Annotated in this window: 21 protein-coding genes; 11 read left to right on the forward strand and 10 right to left on the reverse strand. The window is 65.5% G+C overall.

Annotated features, from left to right (window positions below; translation table 11 throughout):
- From AC066Y_RS23985 to AC066Y_RS24000, 4 genes are all read right to left on the reverse strand, one after another.
- Positions 1-134 (reverse strand): transposase (locus tag AC066Y_RS23985; protein WP_478276148.1); only part of this gene is annotated, 134 nt, incomplete at its 3' end.
- 207 nt (positions 135-341) lie between these two features.
- Positions 342-1016 carry an RraA family protein gene (locus AC066Y_RS23990; RefSeq protein ID WP_478276026.1) on the reverse strand — a complete coding sequence of 225 codons (675 nt, stop codon included), beginning with the start codon at positions 1014-1016 and terminating at the stop codon, positions 342-344.
- Between the two features lie 33 nt (positions 1017-1049).
- Positions 1050-2075, reverse strand: coding sequence for an amidohydrolase family protein (locus tag AC066Y_RS23995; RefSeq protein ID WP_478276027.1), 1026 nt, complete (start codon positions 2073-2075; stop codon positions 1050-1052).
- A 22-nt stretch (positions 2076-2097) separates the two neighbouring features.
- Entirely contained in the window at positions 2098-3426 is a 1329-nt protein-coding gene (locus tag AC066Y_RS24000) for an MFS transporter (protein WP_478276028.1), read from the reverse strand.
- Positions 3427-3628: 202 nt separating this feature from the next.
- On the opposite strand from AC066Y_RS24000, the gene AC066Y_RS24005 reads away from it, so the two are divergent.
- The gene (locus AC066Y_RS24005) at positions 3629-4564 is read left to right on the forward strand and encodes a LysR substrate-binding domain-containing protein (protein WP_092124432.1); all 936 of its coding nucleotides are present in this window, start codon (positions 3629-3631) and stop codon (positions 4562-4564) included.
- 252 nt (positions 4565-4816) lie between these two features.
- Entirely contained in the window at positions 4817-5167 is a 351-nt protein-coding gene (locus tag AC066Y_RS24010; protein WP_456758379.1) for a hypothetical protein, read from the forward strand.
- 9 nt (positions 5168-5176) lie between these two features.
- On the opposite strand, the gene AC066Y_RS24015 is transcribed toward AC066Y_RS24010, so the two are convergent.
- Entirely contained in the window at positions 5177-5890 is a 714-nt protein-coding gene (locus AC066Y_RS24015) for a type 1 glutamine amidotransferase (RefSeq protein ID WP_478276029.1), read from the reverse strand.
- 80 nt (positions 5891-5970) lie between these two features.
- Positions 5971-6945, reverse strand: a complete 975-nt coding sequence (locus AC066Y_RS24020) for a hypothetical protein (protein WP_478276149.1) — start codon at positions 6943-6945, stop codon at positions 5971-5973.
- A 449-nt stretch (positions 6946-7394) separates the two neighbouring features.
- Here AC066Y_RS24020 and AC066Y_RS24025 point away from each other — a divergent pair, with 449 nt between their 5' ends.
- On the forward strand, positions 7395-7937 hold the full coding sequence (locus tag AC066Y_RS24025; protein WP_456659442.1) for a cytochrome b: 543 nt from the start codon (positions 7395-7397) through the stop codon (positions 7935-7937).
- Between the two features lie 67 nt (positions 7938-8004).
- On the opposite strand, the gene AC066Y_RS24030 is transcribed toward AC066Y_RS24025, so the two are convergent.
- Positions 8005-8478: an Lrp/AsnC family transcriptional regulator gene (locus tag AC066Y_RS24030; RefSeq protein ID WP_171948063.1), complete on the reverse strand. Its 474-nt coding sequence runs from the start codon at positions 8476-8478 to the stop codon at positions 8005-8007.
- Between the two features lie 141 nt (positions 8479-8619).
- Here AC066Y_RS24030 and ald point away from each other — a divergent pair, with 141 nt between their 5' ends.
- Positions 8620-9735, forward strand: a complete 1116-nt coding sequence (ald, locus tag AC066Y_RS24035) for an alanine dehydrogenase (RefSeq protein WP_478276030.1) — start codon at positions 8620-8622, stop codon at positions 9733-9735.
- 110 nt (positions 9736-9845) lie between these two features.
- On the opposite strand, the gene AC066Y_RS24040 is transcribed toward ald, so the two are convergent.
- Positions 9846-10616, reverse strand: coding sequence for an IclR family transcriptional regulator (locus AC066Y_RS24040; protein WP_478276031.1), 771 nt, complete (start codon positions 10614-10616; stop codon positions 9846-9848).
- Positions 10617-10761: 145 nt separating this feature from the next.
- On the opposite strand from AC066Y_RS24040, the gene leuC reads away from it, so the two are divergent.
- The 6 genes from leuC to AC066Y_RS24070 are packed head-to-tail and all read left to right on the forward strand — an operon-like array spanning position 10762 to position 16724.
- Complete coding sequence (leuC, locus tag AC066Y_RS24045; protein ID WP_478276032.1) at positions 10762-12165, forward strand: 3-isopropylmalate dehydratase large subunit; 1404 nt, start codon at positions 10762-10764, stop codon at positions 12163-12165.
- Positions 12166-12168: 3 nt separating this feature from the next.
- Positions 12169-12834, forward strand: coding sequence for a 3-isopropylmalate dehydratase small subunit (leuD, locus tag AC066Y_RS24050; RefSeq protein WP_478276033.1), 666 nt, complete (start codon positions 12169-12171; stop codon positions 12832-12834).
- Entirely contained in the window at positions 12831-13964 is a 1134-nt protein-coding gene (leuB, locus tag AC066Y_RS24055) for a 3-isopropylmalate dehydrogenase (RefSeq protein ID WP_478276034.1), read from the forward strand. The genes leuD and leuB overlap by 4 nt, the downstream gene beginning before the upstream one ends.
- Positions 13964-15025 carry an ABC transporter substrate-binding protein gene (locus tag AC066Y_RS24060; RefSeq protein WP_478276035.1) on the forward strand — a complete coding sequence of 354 codons (1062 nt, stop codon included), beginning with the start codon at positions 13964-13966 and terminating at the stop codon, positions 15023-15025. Before leuB ends, AC066Y_RS24060 begins: the two co-directional genes overlap by 1 nt.
- Entirely contained in the window at positions 15022-15855 is an 834-nt protein-coding gene (locus tag AC066Y_RS24065) for an ABC transporter ATP-binding protein (RefSeq protein ID WP_478276036.1), read from the forward strand. The genes AC066Y_RS24060 and AC066Y_RS24065 overlap by 4 nt, the downstream gene beginning before the upstream one ends.
- Positions 15852-16724, forward strand: a complete 873-nt coding sequence (locus tag AC066Y_RS24070) for an ABC transporter permease (RefSeq protein ID WP_478276037.1) — start codon at positions 15852-15854, stop codon at positions 16722-16724. The genes AC066Y_RS24065 and AC066Y_RS24070 overlap by 4 nt, the downstream gene beginning before the upstream one ends.
- A 76-nt stretch (positions 16725-16800) precedes the next feature.
- Here AC066Y_RS24070 and AC066Y_RS24075 read toward each other — a convergent pair whose 3' ends face one another.
- Positions 16801-17007, reverse strand: a complete 207-nt coding sequence (locus AC066Y_RS24075; RefSeq protein WP_478276038.1) for a hypothetical protein — start codon at positions 17005-17007, stop codon at positions 16801-16803.
- Between the two features lie 215 nt (positions 17008-17222).
- On the opposite strand from AC066Y_RS24075, the gene AC066Y_RS24080 reads away from it, so the two are divergent.
- Positions 17223-17486, forward strand: a complete 264-nt coding sequence (locus AC066Y_RS24080) for a hypothetical protein (RefSeq protein WP_092124442.1) — start codon at positions 17223-17225, stop codon at positions 17484-17486.
- Between the two features lie 84 nt (positions 17487-17570).
- Here AC066Y_RS24080 and garD read toward each other — a convergent pair whose 3' ends face one another.
- Complete coding sequence (gene garD / locus AC066Y_RS24085) at positions 17571-19112, reverse strand: galactarate dehydratase (protein WP_478276039.1); 1542 nt, start codon at positions 19110-19112, stop codon at positions 17571-17573.
- Between the last annotated feature and the right edge of the window lie 49 nt (positions 19113-19161).

The following is a 19161-nucleotide window of genomic DNA, read 5'->3' on the forward strand; positions in this document are numbered from 1 at the left end:
ACCCAGCGCCGCAGCACCGAGTCTCGCAGACCAAGTTCCTTGCCAACCGACGTAATCGAGCGGCCGCTCGACACCACCAGCTCAACGGCTTGCCGCTTGTACTCCTCGGTAAACGACCGACGTTGACGTTCCATTCGACACCTCCGCGCTCAATGAGCCTACTACAGGTGTCCACTCATTCGGAGGAGGTTCAGTCTCCGCGTATTCGGCGATAGCTGTGTTTGCGGAGACTCCCCCTCACCCGGAACGCATCCAACGATGCGTTCCGACCTCTCCCCGCACGCGGGGCGAGGTGAAGCGGGATCCGTTGCTCGCTTCGGAGCAAAGTCATCTTGTTCTAGCTAGTCCTTGAACTCGCAGCCGAGGCGGTGCAGGGCCTCGTCAACCCAGCGGCGGTCGCTGGTGCCGGCGAGGATCTGCTGGATGGCCTTTTCTTCGCTCGCCTTCTTGGCCTCGGTCAGCTTGCAGACGGCTTCCGCGTCGTCATGCGGCACGCAGAGCACGCCGTCATCGTCGGCCACGACGAGATCGCCGGGCTCGACGATCATGCCGTCGACCGAGATGGCGCAATTGATCTCGCCCGGGCCGTCCTTGTAGGGGCCGCGATGGGCGACGCCGGCGGCGAACACCGGGAACAATCCGGCGCGGATCGCGCCGGCATCGCGGATCGAGCCGTCGATCACGAAGCCCGCGACGCCCTTCTTCTCGGCGAGCGTCGACATGATCTCGCCGATGATGGCGTTGACCAGGACGCCGCCGGCGTCGACCACGATGACGTCGCCCGGCTGGGCCAGGTCGATCGCCTTGTGCACCATCAGATTGTCGCCGGGCCGGGTCTTCACGGTCAGCGCCGGGCCGCCGAGCCAGCCGCCCGCATGCATCGGCCGCAGCCGGTTGGTGCCCGCCATCCGCGACATCACATCGCTGATATTGGCGACCGGCAGCGTGCGGTAGCGCGCGACGAGGTCGGGCGAGACTTTCCGCTTCGCCTTGTGAATTGCAAATCCTATGGCCATCGGTGTTCTCCGGGGTGTTGTCGGCGCGGTCGTTCAATGCGCGCGGCGGTCGAGATGGGCGTTGAGGCGGGGATAGACGCGGCGGGCATTGCCTTCGAAGATCTTGGCCTTGTCTTCCGCGCTCAGGGGCAGCGCATCGATATAGCGGCGGGTGTCGTCGAAGTGATGACCCGTTTCAGGATCGATGCCGCGGACCGCGCCGACCATCTCCGACGCAAACAGGATGTTCTCGACCGGGATCACCCTGGTCAACAGCTCGATGCCGGGGAGATGATAGACGCAGGTGTCGAAGAACACGTTCTTCAACAGATGCTCCGACAGCGGCGGCAGCTTCATGTCCTGTGCGAGGCCCCGGTAGCGGCCCCAGTGATAGGGCACCGCGCCGCCGCCATGCGGGATGATGAACCGCAGGGTCGGGAAGCGCTTGAACAGATCCGAGGTCAGGAACTGCATGAAGGCGGTGGTGTCGCCGTTGAGGTAATGCGCGCCGGTGCCGTGGAAGCAGGGATTGCAGGACGAAGAGACATGGACCATCGCCGGCACGTCGAGCTCGACCATCTTCTCATAGAGCGGATACCACCATTCGTCGGTCAGCGGCGGGTCGCACCAATAGCCGCCGGCGGGATCGGGATTGAGGTTGCAGCCGACGAAGCCGAGCTGCGTCACGCAGCGCTCGAGCTCCTCGATGCAGTTGGCGGGCTTGACGCCCGGGCTCTGCGGCAGCTGGCACACGGGTACGAAGTTCTGCGGAAATAGCGTGCAGACCCGGTGCACGAGGTCGTTGCAGATTGTGGTCCATTCACGGCTGGTCGCCTCCTTGCCGACATGGTGCGCCATGCCGGCGGCGCGCGGCGAGAAGATGGTGACGTCGGTGCCACGCTCTTTCTGCAGGCGGAGCTGCGCGCCCTCGACGCTCGTGCGGATCTCGTCGTCGGTGATGCCGAGATTGGTGGTGAGCGGCCGGCGCGATCTGTCGGCGAGGCCGGCGAGCTGCTTGTCGCGGAAGATCTGCAGCTTGGCCGGCTCGGTGGTGTAATGGCCGTGACAGTCGATGATCATGGTTGCTTCCTTGGCAGAGTTGTCAGTGGGCGACGGATGACGGGATCGCGCCCGTCAATTCGGTCTCGCGCGGTTTGACGCGCATGGTGGCGGCGATGGCGGCCGCGACGAACAGGAAGCCGGCGATGCCGACCAGCGCCCAGGAGAAGCTTCCGGTCGAGTCCTTGATCAGGCCGATGCACCACGGGCCGATCAGCCCGCCGAACTGCGCCAGCGTGTTGACCATGGCGATCGCGGCGGCGCCGGCCGCGCCGGTCAGCAGCGAGGCGTTGATGCTCCAGAACAGCGGATTGCCGGCGTTCAGGCTGAAGCCGACGATGCAGAGGAACACGAAGGCCAGCACCGGGCTCGCGACATAGGCGCTGCCGAGCATCGCGACGGCGGCGAGCAGATAGACGGCCGCAAGATGAAACTTGCGATCGCCTGTCTTGTCCGAGCTGCGGCTGACCACGATGGTGCCGACGACGCCGAGCAGCGGCGGGATCGCCGACAGGAAGCCGACCTCGATGTTGCTGAGATTGCCCATGCCCTTGATGATCTGCGGCAGCCACAACAGCAGGCCATAGATGCCGACCAGCGCGCAGCCGAACAGCACACCCAGCAGCCAGACCCTGATATCGAGCACGCATTCGATCAACCTGTGCTGCCCCTGTTGTTCGATCTCGGCCCGCTCGGCGGCGAACTCGCCCTCCAGCCAGGCGGCCTGCTCTTTGGTGAGCCAGTTCGCTTTGGCGGGACGGTCGGTCAGATAATAGAGCGTGAAGAGGCCGAGCAGAATGGTCGGCACGCCCTCGGCGATGAACATCCATTGCCAGCCATGCAGGCCGGCGGCGCCGTCGAGGAAGGTCATGATGCTGGTCGAGATCGGCCCGCCCAACACCGCTGAGAACGAGCCGGCGATGATGTAGCCGGCCACCGCGCGGGCGCGATAGCGTGCGGGGAACCAATAGGTCAGATACAGCACCACGCCGGGCATGAAGCCGGCCTCCGCGACCCCGAGGCCGAACCGCATCACATAGAGGCTGAGCGGATTCCAGACAAAGGCGGTGAGCGTGGCGACGAGGCCCCAGGTGATCAGGATGCGCGCGAGCCAGATCCGGGCGCCGAGCCAGTGCAGCATCAAATTGCTCGGCACCTCGAGCACCATGTAGCCGAGGAAGAAGATGCTCGCCGCAAAGCCGAAGATGGCGGGGCTGAGGCCGAGGTCCTTGTTCATCGTCAGCCCGGCGTAGCCGAGATTGATGCGGTCGAGATAGTTGAAGAACATCATGACGAAGAGGATCGGAATCAGCCGCCAATAGACCCGGCGGATGGTTTGCTGTTCGAGCTCGCTGATGGACGCTTGGCCCATTGGAATCCTCCCTTGCTTTCTTGTTATCGCGCCTGTGATCCGAACCGGGCGGAGCGCCTGTTATTCGCGGCGATTTCGCATGGCTGACCGGCTGCGCGTGTTGCCCCTTGGAGCATCCGCGTTTCGACGCCAAGATCGGCAAACGGACCTGGGAGGTCAAATACTGCTTTGACCCGTCACTTATAGGGAAACGGAATAAGCGATGGATTACAGGCAGCTTCGCTACTTCATCGCGGTGGCCGAAGAACTCAGCTTCAGCCGCGCCGCCAAGCGGCTGCATGTCAGCCAGCCGCCGCTGAGCACACAGATCAAGGCGATGGAGGAGGAGCTCGGCACCCAGCTGTTGTCGCGGACACGGCGCGCGGTCGAACTCACCCAGGCCGGCCAATTGCTGCTGGAGCACGCACGGCGGGCCGTCAGCGAGCTCGACCTCGCATCGGAGACCGTGCGCCGCGCAGCGCGCGGTGAAGCCGGCGCGGTCCGTGTCGGCTTCACCGACTCGGTTCCGATGCTCGATATGTTCGCCGAACTGTTCCGCGGCTTCCGCAGCAGCTATCCGCGGGTGAAGATCGAACTCAGGCACATGTCGACGGCAAAGCAGCTGCAGGCACTCGCCGACGCAGAGCTCGACGTCGCGATCATGCGGCCTCCGCTGGATTTCCGGCCCGCGGCCGATCTGCAGGTTCACGTCGTCTGGCGCGACCGGCTGATGGTGTTCCTGCCGATCGATCATCCGCTCGCCGCCGCGCCCGGCAAGCTCAGCGTTGCGGACCTCGCCGAGCACGAATTCGTCGGCATGGCCGAGAGCGGCTGCGGCGTCGGCGACCAGGCCGCGATGCTGTGCCGGCGCGCCGGCTTTGCGCCGCGCATCGCGCAGGAGGCGCACGAACTGCGCACGGTGCTCAGCCTCGTCGCCGCCGGAATCGGGCTTTCGATTCTGCCGTCCTGTTACCAGCAGGCCGGCGTCATGAACGTTGTCGCGAAAGCGCTGGACACGCCGGATGCGGAGAGCCGCATGCTGGTGGCGATGCGCTCGAACGCCTCGCTGCTGCCGCGCCGGTTCGTCGAATGCGCGCTGCAGGCGGCGTCGCGAAGCGCACCACCGCTGGTCCCCGAGGTCGCTGCGGCGATCCGCTGATCGAGTTGCGCCGAAGGCGATCACGCGCGCTTGAGATGGCGACTTGCCGCGCGTGGCACGCGATGGTCCGCACACCCCATACTTTCGTCGCCCGTAGTCTCCCGGAATGCAGTCTGGCGTTGCTCTTGCATGGCCAAACGTCAGGTGCTGGGGCGCCGATTCGTCGTGCTTTCGCCTGTGACGCCAATGCCGCGGGCGAACGGTCGAGCGATGCGCGCCCGCAGCTGGATCGACACTTACGGAGACGACACCATGCACGCCATCACGCGTGCGGCACTGCTGCTGGGGGCGATGTGGTTGACATCGCCGACCCTAGCTCGCGACGACGGCCGCTACGCCAATTCACCTCTGAAGCCCTGGTTTGAAAGCCTGCACAGCGGATACGGGCAGTGCTGCTCGGATGCCGACGGATATGTGGTCGCGGATCCCGATTGGGAGTCGGATCACGGCCACTATCGCGTGCTCATCGACAGTGAATGGGTTGTTGTGCCCGATGAGGCCCTTATCACCGAGCCGAACAAGATCGGCCGAACCATGGTGTGGAAGCACTATATCGACGGCCACCCGCGCGTGCGCTGCTTCATGCCGGGCAGCATGACCTGAGGCGCTGCCTTACGCGGGCGTATGGCCGGTGAGGAAGCGTGTGACAACGCCGCCAAGCGTCGCGTGGTCGAGCGGTGCGGCGAGCGATGCCTTGGCCGTCTCGACCACGGTATCAGGCGCGAGGCCGCGGCGCAGGTCGCACAGCGCGTCGGCGTAGTCGACGGTGAATTCCGGATGCGGCTGCACCGACAGTGTGGTGCCGTTGGCATAGAGCAGCCCGGCATGCGGGGTGAACGCGGACGCCATGATGGTGCGTGCGGAGGCGGGCGGGGTGATCACCTGGTCCTGATGCGAGGCGGCCGCCGCGATCGTCTCGCCGTCGATCAGCCCGTTGTCCGGCGCTATCCGATAGACATGGCGGCCGATGCCCCAGCCTTTCTCGGATTTGCGCACGGTGCCGCCGAGCGCCTGTGCGATCAGCTGATGGCCGAAGCAGACGCCGACCATCGGAATGCGCTTGTCATGGGCGGCGCGCACGAAGGCTTCGAGCGGCGCGATCCAGGCGACATCGTCATAGACACCGGCCGCCGATCCCGTGATCAGGATCGCATCCAATGTGGCCGGATCCGGAAGTGTCTCAACGTTGGCGACGCTCACGACGTCGCAGGCGACCGACGGATCGGCTGCGGCCACCATCCGCTGGAACATCTGCGGATAGCTGCCATGGCGCTCGCGGAATTGCGGACTGACGAGCCCGGTTTCGATGATGGTGATGCGGGGCATGGAACGCGCTGATGGATGAGCGGGGATGATCCAGCCTTTACTCCGAAAGCGCTGACAGCCGCAAGCCGCGCGGCCGCCGCTCAATTCCGCGACGGCGCCGCCGCGTCGATCGTTGCGGTGTGCTGCGCCGCCGGCGTCGTGCTGACGATCGCCGGTGCCGGGCTTTCGATCGCCGGCGTCGTCGCGACGATCGCCGGCTCGGTGCGGTAGCGCGGCAGCTGATCCTCGAGCGAGTAGCCGACGCAGAGCGCGAGGCTCGACCAGACCGCCATGCTGAAGTACAGCGACATCCAGGCGATCTCCTCGCGCCACTCGGCGATGTCGTGGGTCACGACCCAGCGCCGGCTGACGTCGCGCAGGCCATCGAGTGGATGCAGCAGCGTGCCGCCGGCGGCGAGATTGGCGCGCCAGCGGTTCAGATACATCGGGACGTCGACGGTCATCAGGAAGGCGAGGAAGGCGGCGATGCCGACGATCGCGACGATGAAGGCCCAGCGCACCGGTCCCTGAAACTCGGGCAGCAGGCGGCACAGCGCGATCCCGACCAGGAAGAACACCACGGCCCAGATCGAGTTCTCGATCGCGTTGCAGAGATAATGGGTGGTCAGCACCGCATACCAGGAGAAGCATTCCGCAATCACGATCAGCGGCACGATGATCCAGGCGATATTGATGGTGGTCTCGGCGCCGGTCATGGTGCCGAGCTGATGCAGGATGATCGCCCATTGCGCGGCGAAGCAGACCTCGGCGACGGTCGCGACGGTGCGGCCGACCACGACGCTCGACAGCCAGGTGTCGAACAGGCAGATGCGCTGCACGTCGGCGCGCGGCAGCACCGAGCGGAAGGCGCAGCCGAACACGTAGGCCGCGCAGAGCAGCAGCATCAGGCCGATGCCGGACGTATTGCTGAGGCTGCCGTTCGACTGCTCTTGGAACTGTCGGTACAGCGCGAACCAGATCGCGATGTTGGCGGCGCTGACGAGGCTCAGGAAGCCCCACCACCGGACCACTGGATTCGACCAAGCCAGCGAAACCGGCCGCGCCCGCCACTCCATGCTCATTCACCGCTCCGCGTGTAACCGAACTGATATTGAATTGTAGCAATTCTGTCATAGAAGGTGGCGAATCACGACTAAAAAATGCGTGTGAAAGCGGGGCCGGGCGGCTCCGATTGTGACAGCGTTTGTGACAGCGGGCGCGGTTTGTGACAGTGAGCGCGTGGCTGCGCCGGACCCTCCGTTCGTCATTCCGGGGCGCGCGGGGCGCGAGCCCGGAATCCATTTTGCCGCGACGATGCGGCCCAATGGATTCCGGGCCTGCGTGCTGCGCACGCATCCCGGAAGGACGAGGAGGGAGCGCAGGCCTCCAGCCTTCGCGATCGTGATCGAAGGCGACGCCCGCGCCGGTAGGCAGGCGTCGCGCGATCATCTATTGAACGGCTTCCTTTTTTCGGGCCGAACCCGCACGGGCTGGCTTCAAGCGAAGGCGCCTTGTGACGACGGACATGACGGCCAGCTACGATCCACTGTTGCGCCGGATACATTGGGCGACGGCGGTGCTGTTCATCGCGGCGATGCTGATCGGGCTTTATTGCGGGCTGCAGCCGGCGGGGACGTCGCCGCGGCGCGAGCTGCTCGAGGTGCACAAGTCGCTCGGCGTCACCCTGTTCTTCCTGGCGATCCTGCGGCTGATGGTGCGCGCCGTGACCACTGCGCCGCCGGAGCCGGGCTCATTCTCGCCGCTGGTCAGGATCGCCGCAAGGCTCAATCACTGGGCGCTCTACGCCATCCTGTTCGTGATGCCGGTGACCGGATACATGTTCTCGTCAGCCGGCGGCTACTCGCTGCGCTATTTCTGGACCTTCAGCTGGCCGCGCCTGTTCGCCGACAACAAGGCGGTCGCGGAGGCGGGCGAGCTGGCGCATGGCCTGCTTGCCTACTTCGTTTATGCCGTGGTCGCGCTGCATATCGCGGCGACGCTCTGGCATGTCGTCGTCAAGAAGGACGAGACGCTGGCGCGGATGTGGCCGCGCGCGAGGGCGCAATGAGCAGGATTGTCCGCGGGCTCCGTTCACCTCTCCCAAGCGAGAGGTGAATCGGAGCCGCCCTCGGCGATCAGCCGCGCAGCGCGGTTTCGGGAATGGTGCGACGGACCACCTCGCGCATCGCGAAGCTGGAATGGATGCGGGCGACGCCCGGCATCCGCGACAGATGCTGCTTGTGGATGCGCTCGAAGTCGGCGATGTCGCGGGCAATGACCTGCAGATGATAATCGTCGCTGCCCGACATCAGATGGCAGGATACGACATCGGGGCAGCGTGCGATCGCGGCCTCGAAGGCTGCGAGATAGTCCTCGCTCTGCTTCTCCAGCGTGATGGTGACGACGACGGTTGTCACGAGGCCAAGCGCGGTCGGCTCAAGGTCGACGCGGTAGCCGCGGATCACACCGATCTCCTCGAGATGGCGGATGCGCCGCGCGCAGGCGGTCGGCGACAGCCCGACCTTCTCGGCAAGCTCGATCTGGCTGGCGCGAGCGTCGGCGACCAGCTCGGCAAGGATTCTGAGATCGATACGATCGAGACCGTCCACGCAGTTTTCCTTCGAGCGGTGAGCCGGAAACGAAGGATATGAGCGTATCTGTATGTGCACAAGCCGGAATTCGCTGAGAAACGCCATGTAACGAGGAATAGCCTTGCGGTTAACGGAAACGAATCCTTCAAGGAGCGGACCATGCGCATCGGCGTGCCCAAGGAAATCAAGGTCGAGGAATATCGGGTTGGGCTGACGCCTGCCTCGGTGCGGGAATATGTGGCGCACGGCCACGAGGTCGTGGTCCAGCGCGGCGCCGGCGACGGCATCGGTGCCGGCGATGACGTCTACACCCAGGCCGGCGCACGGATTGCCGACACCGCCGAAGAGGTGTTCTCGGTCGCCGAGATGATCGTGAAGGTGAAGGAGCCGCAGCCGTCCGAATGGATCAGGCTGCGCGAGGGGCAGATCCTGTTCACTTATCTGCATCTCGCGCCCGACGTGCCGCAGACCGCGGGGCTGATCGCCTCCGGCTGCACGGCGGTCGCCTATGAGACCGTGACCGACGCGCATGGCGGGCTGCCGTTGCTCGCGCCGATGAGCGAAGTCGCAGGCCGGCTGGCGATCGAGGCCGCGGGCGCCGCGCTGCGCAAATCCGCCGATGGCATGGGCAAGCTGCTCGGCGGCGTGCCGGGCGTTCCGCCGGCGCGCGTTGCAATCATCGGTGGCGGCGTGGTCGGCACCCATGCGGCGCGGATGGCGGCCGGGCTCGGCAGCGACGTCACCATCCTTGACCGCTCATTGCCGCGGCTCCGCGCGCTCGACGACCTCTTCCTCGGGCGCGTCCGCACCCGTTACGCCACGCTGGAAGCGATCGAGCAGGAAGTTTTCGCGGCTGACGTTGTGATCGGCGCGGTGCTGATGCCCGGTGCCAGCGCGCCAAAGCTGGTGTCGCGCGCACAGCTTGCAGGCATGAAACGCCGTGCGGTGCTGGTCGACGTCGCGATCGATCAGGGCGGCTGCTTCGAGACCTCGAAGGCGACCACGCACCAGGCGCCGACCTATCTGGTCGACGACATCGTGCATTATTGCGTCGCCAATATGCCGGGCGCGGTGCCTGTCACCTCGAGCCACGCGCTCAACCACGCCACCTTGCCGTTCGGCCTGGCGCTGGCCTCGAAGGGGCTGCGGGCGCTGGTCGAGGATCCGCATCTGCGCGCCGGCCTCAACGTCCATCGCGGCCGCATCACCAACCGCGCGGTGGCCGAGAGCCAGCATCTGCCGGCCGTGATGCCGGAGGAAGCGCTGGCGTCGTAGGGATTTCGACGCAAAGCCCAGCATTCGTAGCCCGAATGGAGCGAAGCGAAATCCGGGGCCGATCTCTCCGCGGAGGGACTGCCCCCGGATTGCGCTTCGCTCCATCCGGGCTACGGCGCTACATTTGCCAGTTCTTTCAGCCGGCTCTGCATGACTTCAATGATGTGCTCGCGCTTTGCCGCGATTCGTTCGATTGGTCCGCCGATGCCAATCGCGAGCGGCGCGCGTCGCTTTGGCAGGGGAACAAGCATGCCGATTGTGTTTGCGCCCGGCGTCGTGCGGCCGCTCGACTCGGAAAAGCCACGGCGGCGGATGCGCTCGACCTCTTCGAGAAAGGGCGCTTCGCGAACGCGCGCCGACTGACTCGGCTCCTCAGCGTTGTTGCGACGGATAATGCCGCGAATTTTGGTGTTCGGCATTTGGCTCAGCAGCACGTGTCCGAGCGCGGTGCGAACCATCGGTCGTATTTGACCGGCATTTGCAATGAACTGAAGCTGAGAGCCGCCGGGGACAACGTGTAGGTATCGCATCCCGGCGGCGCCGGCCTGTTGCCCAAGCATGACGGTCTCGCCGCCCGTCGCGGTCCAGAGTTCCTCCATCAGATCGGTGAGCTTTCGATCACGGAACGGAGAACGGCGGATCCAATCACCAAGCAGATTGACCCGGTAGCTGGGGATGAAACGCCGGGTCTGTCGGTCGTATTCAAGGTAGCTCAATTCAACGAGACTGCGAAGCAACACGGACGTGCTCGATTGGGGCATCTCCAGCGCGGAAGCTATTTCAGTCACGGAAGCAGCCCGCTTTGTTTCCCGAAAGAACTCCAGAACCGCAAACGTCCGCATCGCCGATTTGACGATGGCCGTCTTATTCGCGTTCGGCATGGCTGTCTCCGCGGCGGGTCAATGACCGCGCCTCCATCACATATGTGATGTTAGGCCGAAACGGCTTCACTTGACGACAACTTTGGCACAGATTGGCGTCAATAAGATCAAGCCGCATGGAAACGCAGCGAGCGGGGGAAGGCGGATGCCCGGACGAAGTTTGCTCGAGAAGATCTGGGACCAGCATGTCATTGCCCGCCTGAGCGAGGACACTGACCTCCTGCATATCGACCGCCATTTGCTGCACGATCTCGGCGGCTCGCGCGGCCTGCTCGATCTCAAGAGCCGTGGCCTCAAGGTTCACAATCCCGAACTGACGTTTGCGACGCCGGATCACGCGCTCTCGACGGCGCCCGGCCGCGCCGGAACCAGCAAGATCGGCATGGAATTGCTGGCCGCGCTGCGGGCCGAGACGGCGGCGAGCGGCATCACGCTGTTCGATGTCGACCAGCCCGGCCAGGGCATCGTCCACGTCATCGGGCCGGAACTCGGCTTGAGCCTGCCGGGCGCGACGATCGTCTGCGGCGACAGCCACACCTGCACCCATGGCGGCCTCGGCGCGCTCGCCTTCGGCATCGGGTCGAGCGAGCTCACCCATGTGCTGGCGACGCAGGCGCTGATCCAGAAGCGTCCGAAGACGCTGCGCGCGCGCTTCGAGGGCGAGCTGCCGCTCGGCGTCACCGCCAAGGACATGATCCTTGCGCTGATCGGGCATGTCGGCGCGGCCGGCGGCACCGGCTATGCCGTCGAATATGCCGGCAGCGCGATCCGCGCGCTGCCGATCGAGGGCCGGCTGACGATCTGCAACCTCTCGATCGAGCTCGGCGCCAAGATGGGCATGGTGGCGCCCGACGAGACAACGTTCGAATTCCTGCGCGGCCGCCCCTACGCGCCGCAGGGCGAGATGTGGGATCTCGCAGTCAAGGCATGGCGCGAATTGCCGAGCGATCCCGATGCGGTGTTCGACCGCGAAGTCGTGATCGATGTCGAAAAGATCATCCCGCAGGTGACCTGGGGTATCAGCCCCGAGCATGTCGTCGGCGTCGATGGCGTCATTCCCGATCCGAAGACGGTCGACGATCCGGCGCGGCGCGCCGCGATCGAGACCGCGCTCGAGTATATGGGCCTGCAGGGCGGCGCGCCGATTGCCGGCACGCCGGTCGACTGGGTGTTCATCGGCTCCTGCACCAACAGCCGGCTCAGTGATCTGCGCGCCGCGGCCGAGGTCGCGCGTGGCCGCAAGGTCGCGGCCGGGGTCCGCGCCTGGGTGGTGCCGGGCTCGGAAAACGTCAAGCGCGAGGCGGTCGCCGAAGGGCTCGACAAGATCTTCATCGATGCCGGCTTCGAATGGCGCGAGCCCGGCTGCTCGATGTGCCTTGCCGCCAATGGCGAGGTGGTGGCGCCCGGGCAGCGCTCGGTCTCGACCTCGAACCGCAACTTCGTCGGCCGCCAAGGGCCGCGCGCGCGGACGCATCTGGCGAGCCCCGCGAGCGCGGCGGCCTCGGCCATTGCCGGCGCGATCGCCGATGTCAGGATGATGGGACGCTAGACGATGCCAAAACCGTTCGACAAGCTCACCGCGACCGCTGCGCCGATCATGCGCGCCAATATCGATACCGACGTGATCATCCGGATCGAGCGCCTGGTCGGCAACGGGGTCCGCGGCACGCTCGGCAAATGGGCGTTCGGTTCGCTGCGCTATCTGCCCGACGGCTCGGAGAATCCGGATTTCATTCTCAACCGCGAGCCGTATCGGGAGGCGGAGATCCTGGTCACGGGGCCGAATTTCGGCTGCGGCTCGTCGCGCGAGGGCGCGGTGTGGTCGCTGCAGGAGCGCGGCATCCGCGCCATCATCGGCTCCGGCTTCGGCGACATCTTTTTCGCCAACTGCTTCCAGAATGGAATCCTGCCCGTCGTCGTCGACAAGGCGGTGGTCGATCAGCTCGCCGCCGACATCGAGGCGACGCAGGGCGCCGGCAAGGTCTCGATCGACCTCGAGGCTCAGACCATCGTCTCGCCGTCAGGTGCACGGCATTCGTTCGAGATCGACCCGCGGCGGCGCGAAGGGCTGTTGAAGGGGCTCGACGAGGTGGCGCTGACGTTGCAGCGCGACGACGAGATCCACGCCTTCCAGGCTGCCGACCGCACAGCGCGGCCCTGGATTCATTTTCAGAGGACACCTCTTTCAAAGACACCCGTTTCAAGGACATCTGCATGAGCACGCAATCCAACATGGTCAAGGTCGCCGTCGTCGGCGGCGAGGGCATCGGTCCCGAGGTCACCGCGCAGTCGCGCCGCGTGCTCGAGTGGTTCGCAGCCAAACGTAACGTGCCGATGACCTTGCGCGAGGCGCAATACGGCCTGATCCCGTATCTGGCGACCGGCAAGGTGCTGCCCGAGGACACCGCGGAGGCGATGGACGAGGCCGACGCCATCCTGTGGGGCGCGACCGGCGGACCGGAGACCACCGAAGTGCCGGCGGCGGCGCGCAAGGCTGGCAGCCTGCTCGGGCTGCGCAGCAAATACGATCTCTACGCGAACTTGAGGCCCATCGTGGCGAGCCCGGCGTTGTCGGCGTCCGCGCCGCTCAAGCCCGAGGTGCTCGACGGCGTCGACTTCGTCATCATTCGCGAATTGACCAGCGGCATCTATTTCGGCGAGCCGCGCGGCATCGAGACCTTGCCGGACGGCCAGCGCCGCGGCTTCAACACCGAGCAGTACACGACCAACCAGATCCGCCGCGTGGCGCGCTCGGCGTTCGAGCTGGCGCGAACCCGGCGCAACAAGGTCTGCTCGGTCGACAAGGCCAATGTGCTGGAGACCAGCGTGGTCTGGCGCGAGGAGGTGATCAGGCTGCACAAGGAGGAGTTCTCCGACGTCGAGCTGACCCATCTCTATGTCGACAACGCCGCGATGCAGATCGTGCGCGAGCCGCGGCAGTTCGACGTCATGGTGACGGGCAACATCTTCGGCGACATCCTGTCCGACTGCGCGGCGATGGCGTCGGGCTCGCTCGGCATGCTGCCGTCGGCCTCGCTCGGTCCAGTGGATCGCTTCGGCCGACGCAAGGCGCTCTACGAGCCGGTGCATGGTAGCGCGCCCGATATCGCGGGCAAGGGCATCGCCAATCCGCTCGGCTCGATCCTCAGCGTCGCGATGCTGCTGCGCCTGACGCTGAACCGGCCTGAGGATGCCGACCTGCTGGAGCGGGCGGTGCAGACCGCGCTCGCCTCTGGCGCACGCACCGCCGATATCGCCGAAGCCGGTGCAAGGAAGCTGTCGACCGCCCAGATGGGCGATGCGGTGCTCGGCGCGCTCGACCAGATTACGGCGAAGGAGCACGCGTGATGCCGCGCCTCACCATGCCCCACCTTTCGAGGCGATCGGCCCTGACGGTGATCGCCGCGGGTGGCGCGGCGCTGGCGACCGGGCGCGCATGGGCGCAGGCGGCCACCGGGCGCGCGATCTATCCGGTCGCGGTGCCGGTCTATCAGACGCAGTTCGTTGCTGACCGCATCGGCTACTTCAAGGAGGCCGGGCTCGACTGCAAGCTGGTGCAGGGCGGCAGCGGCGTGAAGACCCGCGAGATCATCGCCTCGTCGCAGGGCGACATCGGGATCGGCGACGTCACCCATCCGATGCAGCTGACCAATCACGGCCGCGCCGCGCGCGTGCTGCTGCCGGTCGACACACGGTCGAACTCGGTGATGTTCATCCTGCGCAAGGACCTGAAGGATCAGGGCATCAACTCGCTGGAGGCCTTCACGCATTGGAAACGGCCCGACGGCCGCAAGCCGATCGTCTCGGTCTCCTCGCTCGGCGGCACCAACCATGTCTGGGCGTCCTACTACATGGAAACCATGGGGCTCGACGACAAGGTGACCTGGATCGGCACGGGCAATGTCGACACCATGCTTGGCTCGCTGAAGTCGAAGCAGGTCGATATCCTCGTCAGCTCGCTGTCGCTGCTGAACGAGGCGCAGCAGCAGGGCTGGGGCGAATTGCTGTTCGACGGCACCGACGAGGCGATCTGGAACAAGCATATCGGCGGCAAGGTGCCGGTGACCGGGCATTTCACGTTGCAGGCGACCATCGACAAGGACCCCGCCAAGATGCAGGCCTACGTCAGCGCGCTGTGGCGCGCCTCGCAGTGGATCAAGACGCACAAGGCGGCGGAGGTCTACGACGCCATCGAGCCCTATGTCGGCAGCACCTCGCGCGACGCCAATCTGCTGGAGATATCAGCGATCCAGAAGGTCGCGGACTATGAGGGTATTGTCGACGCGGCGAGCTTCGCGCGCGGCGAGAAGGTCTGGTTCCGCGAGATGACCGGCATCAAGCCGCTCAAGATCGCTGATGTGGTCAACTCCACTCTCATCGACACGGCGCGAAAGGCCTATCCGGGTTGAGCGCGCTCGAGACGAGCGCAACCTTGTCGCCGCGCGCCTCGGCCGACCGCCGCGTCGAGGTCAAGGGCCTGAGCAAGTCGTTCCAGCTCGCGAAGGCTACAATCGAGGCCGTTCGTGACGTCAGCTTCGACGTGCGCCGCGGCGAGTTCGTCGCGCTGCTCGGCCCGTCGGGCTCCGGCAAGAGCACGGTGCTCAACATGATCGCCTCGCTGATCCGTCCCACCGGCGGCGAGATCCTGATCGACGGCAAGCGCGTCGTCCCCGGCAAGGCGACGCCAGATGTCGGCTATGTGTTCCAGCGCGACACGCTGTTTCCCTGGCGGACCGTCGCCGACAATATCGGCTACGGGCTTGAGCTATCCGGCGTGCCGGCTCAGGAACGGAAAGAGCGCATCGCACAATGCGTCGCGCAGGCAGGACTGAAGGGGTTTGAGAACGCCTATCCGTCGGCGCTATCAGGCGGCATGCGCCAGCGCGCGGCGCTGATGCGGACGCTGATCGTCGAGCCGCAGATCCTGCTGATGGACGAGCCGTTCGGCGCGCTCGACACCCACACCAAGATCGACATGCACGAGGTGCTGCTTCGGATCTGGGAGCGCGAGCAGCAGACCGTGCTGTTCGTGACCCACGATCTCGGCGAGGCGTTGACATTGGCCGACCGCATCATCCTGTTCTCGGCGCGGCCGGGCCGCATCAAGGACATGTTCGAAGTCGACTTCGCGCGCCCGCGCGATGCGGTGAAGGTGCGCGAGACCCCGCGTTATGCCGAACTGTTCCAGCACATCTGGCACTCGCTCGGCGAGGAATTCGTCAAGGGCCGCAGCGCATGAGACGATACAGCATGCTCAGTACGATCGGTTGGCAGGTCCTGATCTGCGCGATCGTGCTGTCGGTGTGGCAATGGGGCTACGATCTTCGCACCAGGCTGCCGTGGCTGGTGCCTGACCTGCTCGATCCCTACTTCATCTCGAAGCCGTCGATGATCTTCGACAATTTCCTGGTCCAGAGCTGCCTGAAATCGAAGCTCGGCGTCTTCAACGGCTGGTTTAACGGCGAGTTCGCAAAGTGCCTGGCGCGCAACGAGAACAATCTCTGGGCCGCGACGGCGATCACGCTGAAGAACACCTTCTTCGGCTTCGTCACCGGCGTGGTCAGCGGCTTCGTCGCCGGGCTGATCCTCGGGCGATCCGATCGGCTCAGCGCGATCTTCCAGCCGTTCATCACCGCGGTGAATTCGATCCCGCGGATCGCGCTGGCGCCGATCATCGTGCTGGCGTTCGGGATCGGCGACATGTCGAAGATCGTCACCTCCTGGATCGTCGTCGTGTTCCTGGTGTTCTTCAACACCTTCGAGGGCGCGCGCTCGATCGACGAGGGTTTTACCAACGCGGCGCGGCTGCTCGGCGCCAGCGAGTGGCAGATCACCCGCACCGTGGTGATCCCCTCGACCATGGCATGGGTGTTCGCCTCGCTGACGCCGGCGATCTCGTTCGCGCTGATCGGCGTGATCGTCGGCGAGTTCATCGGCGCCGAGCGTGGCATCGGCCGGCTCATCATCGAGTCCGAGGCGCGCGGCGAGGCCTCGGGCATGATGGTCGCGGTCGTGGTGCTGATGCTGGTCGGTGTCGTGCTGTCGGCGATCATCTGGCGGCTGCAGGCCTATCTGCTGCGCTGGCAGCGGCAGCGTAGCGCCGAATAAGAAGCGGCCCGCGGCGACGGTTCATTTGTCGCGCGCGGGCTACTTCCAGACCTTCGATTTTCAGACCTGGGCTGGCTCAAATTCGGGCTGCGGTTTCCGACGGAGCTGCGGCTGCGGTCTCCGACGGCGAGGTTTCGCCGTCGAGCCAATCCTGCTCCTTGGCCAGCGCGCGCCAGGCCGCCTCCATGCGCTTGAACCGGTTGTAGGTCGGCTCGTCGTCGGCGCGCTCGGCAAGCTGCGCGCAGTTCTCCGCATTGTCGAGGAAGTGCTGCGATTGTTTCATGGAACGTCCTCCTGTTGATGGGGACGTGGGCCATCAAATCAGGCTATTCAACGCGTGGAACATGAGCATTTCGCCACACAGATGAATGTCTGTTCAGCGAGGTTCCCGACGCGATGTTCCGCATCGCGAGAGCGTCTGCAGCAGGGACGACATAGGAACGGTTTGTCGCACCCGACGTTCCGCCTCCACATCGCCACTCGAGGAGGTGAGACGTCATGAGAAAGTATCTGTTTGCGGCGGCCATGGTGACCGCGATCGCATCGCCTGCATTCGCCGATGAAATCGGCGTTCGTGCCGGCCCCGTCGGCGCCGGCGTTACGGTCGGCGAGTCGCATGAATATCGCGACCGCGATCGGGATCGTGACCGCACCACGGTGATCAAGGAGCGTGAGCCGCGCAGTGACCGGACCACGGTCATCAAGAAGCAGGACGAGTTCGGCAACCGCAGCAAGACCGTCATCCATCACGACGACGATTGATACCGATCAAGATCATGAGAATAAAAGTCCGCCGCTGACCTCGTCGCGGCGGACTTTCGGTGCGTAGGTTGGCCTGCGCTGTTGCTAGGTCACCGGCGCCGGGTTGAACAGCGTGAGATCGTTATGAATGCCCCAGCGGTCCGACCATGGCTTGGTCCGGCCGCTCGCGACGTCGAGGATCAGGCGGAACAGGTCCCAGCCGGTCTCCTCGATCGTCTTCTCGCCGGTCGCGATGCAGCCGGCGTCGAAATCGATCAGGTCCTTCCAGCGCCGCGCCAGCTCGCTGCGGGTCGCGACCTTGATGACAGGCGCTGCCGCAAGGCCATAGGGCGTGCCACGGCCTGTCGTGAACACCTGCAAGGTCATGCCGGAGGCGAGCTGCAATGTGCCGCAGATGAAGTCGCTCGCCGGTGTCGCGGCGAACAGCATGCCCTTCTGCCGCGCCTTCTCGCCCGGCGACAGCACGCCAGCGATGGGGCCGGAGCCGGACTTGACGATCGAGCCGAGGGATTTCTCGACGATGTTGGCGAGCCCGCCCTTCTTGTTGCCCGGCGTGGTGTTGGCGCTGCGGTCGGCACCGCCCCGGGCGAGATAGGCGTCGTACCAGGCCATCTCTCGGATCAACGCGCGGCCGACATCCTCGTTGACGGCGCGGCGGGTCAGCAGCTGGATCGCGTCGCGCACCTCGGTCACTTCCGAGAACATCACGGTCGCGCCGGCGCGAACCAGGAGATCGGCGGCGAAGCCGACCGCAGGGTTGGCGGTGACGCCGGAGAACGCATCGCTGCCGCCGCATTGCAGGCCGATCACGAGATCGGCGGCCGGGCAGGTCTCGCGCGTGCGGGCGTTGAGCACCTTCAGGCGCGCCTCGGCCTGGGTCATGATGGCCTCGACGATGGCGCCGAAGCCGTCAAAGGCTTCGTCCTGCATCCGCACGATGGCGTCGCTGACGCCTTCGGGCACCAGCCGTTCCGGCGCGAGCTTCTCGCAGCCGAGCCCCACGACGAGGATCTCGCCACCGAAATTCGGATTGAGCGCGAGGTTTTGCAGGGTACGGATCGGCACCACGGCGTCGGGCGCGGCAATGGCCACGCCGCAGCCATAGGCATGGGTCAGCGGCACGACGTCGTCGACATTGGGATATTTCGGCAAGAGCTCGGCGCGGATGCGCTTCACCGCGTATTCCATCGTGCCCTTGACGCATTGCACCGAAGAGGAGATGCCGAGGATGTTCTTGGTGCCGACCGAGCCGTCGGGATTGCGATAGCCTTCGAAGGTAAAACCTTCGAGCGGCGGCAGCGCCGGCGGCACCGCGGTTGCGATCTCGAGCTGATCGAGCGGCGGCGCGTCGGGCATGCGGATGCGCGCTTCGTCGACCCATTCGCCGGCCAGGATTGGCGACAGCGCATGGCCGATCACCTCGCCGTAGCGGATGATCGGCGCGCCCTCGGCGATGTCTTCCAGCGCGGTCTTGTGGCCCTGCGGCACGAAGGCGCGCAGCGTCAGGCCCGAGGCGAAGCGCGAGCCGGCAGGCAGGCCGAAATCATTCACGACGATCGCAACATTGTCGCGCGCGTTGAGCTTGATGTAGCGGGGCTGCTCCTGCGTGCCGATCGACTGGTCCATGCGGGCTCCGGAAGTTTGTAGGGCGGGTTAGCCGAAGGCGTAACCCGCC

The sequence above is a fragment of the Bradyrhizobium sp. USDA3010 genome, assembly GCF_056429065.1.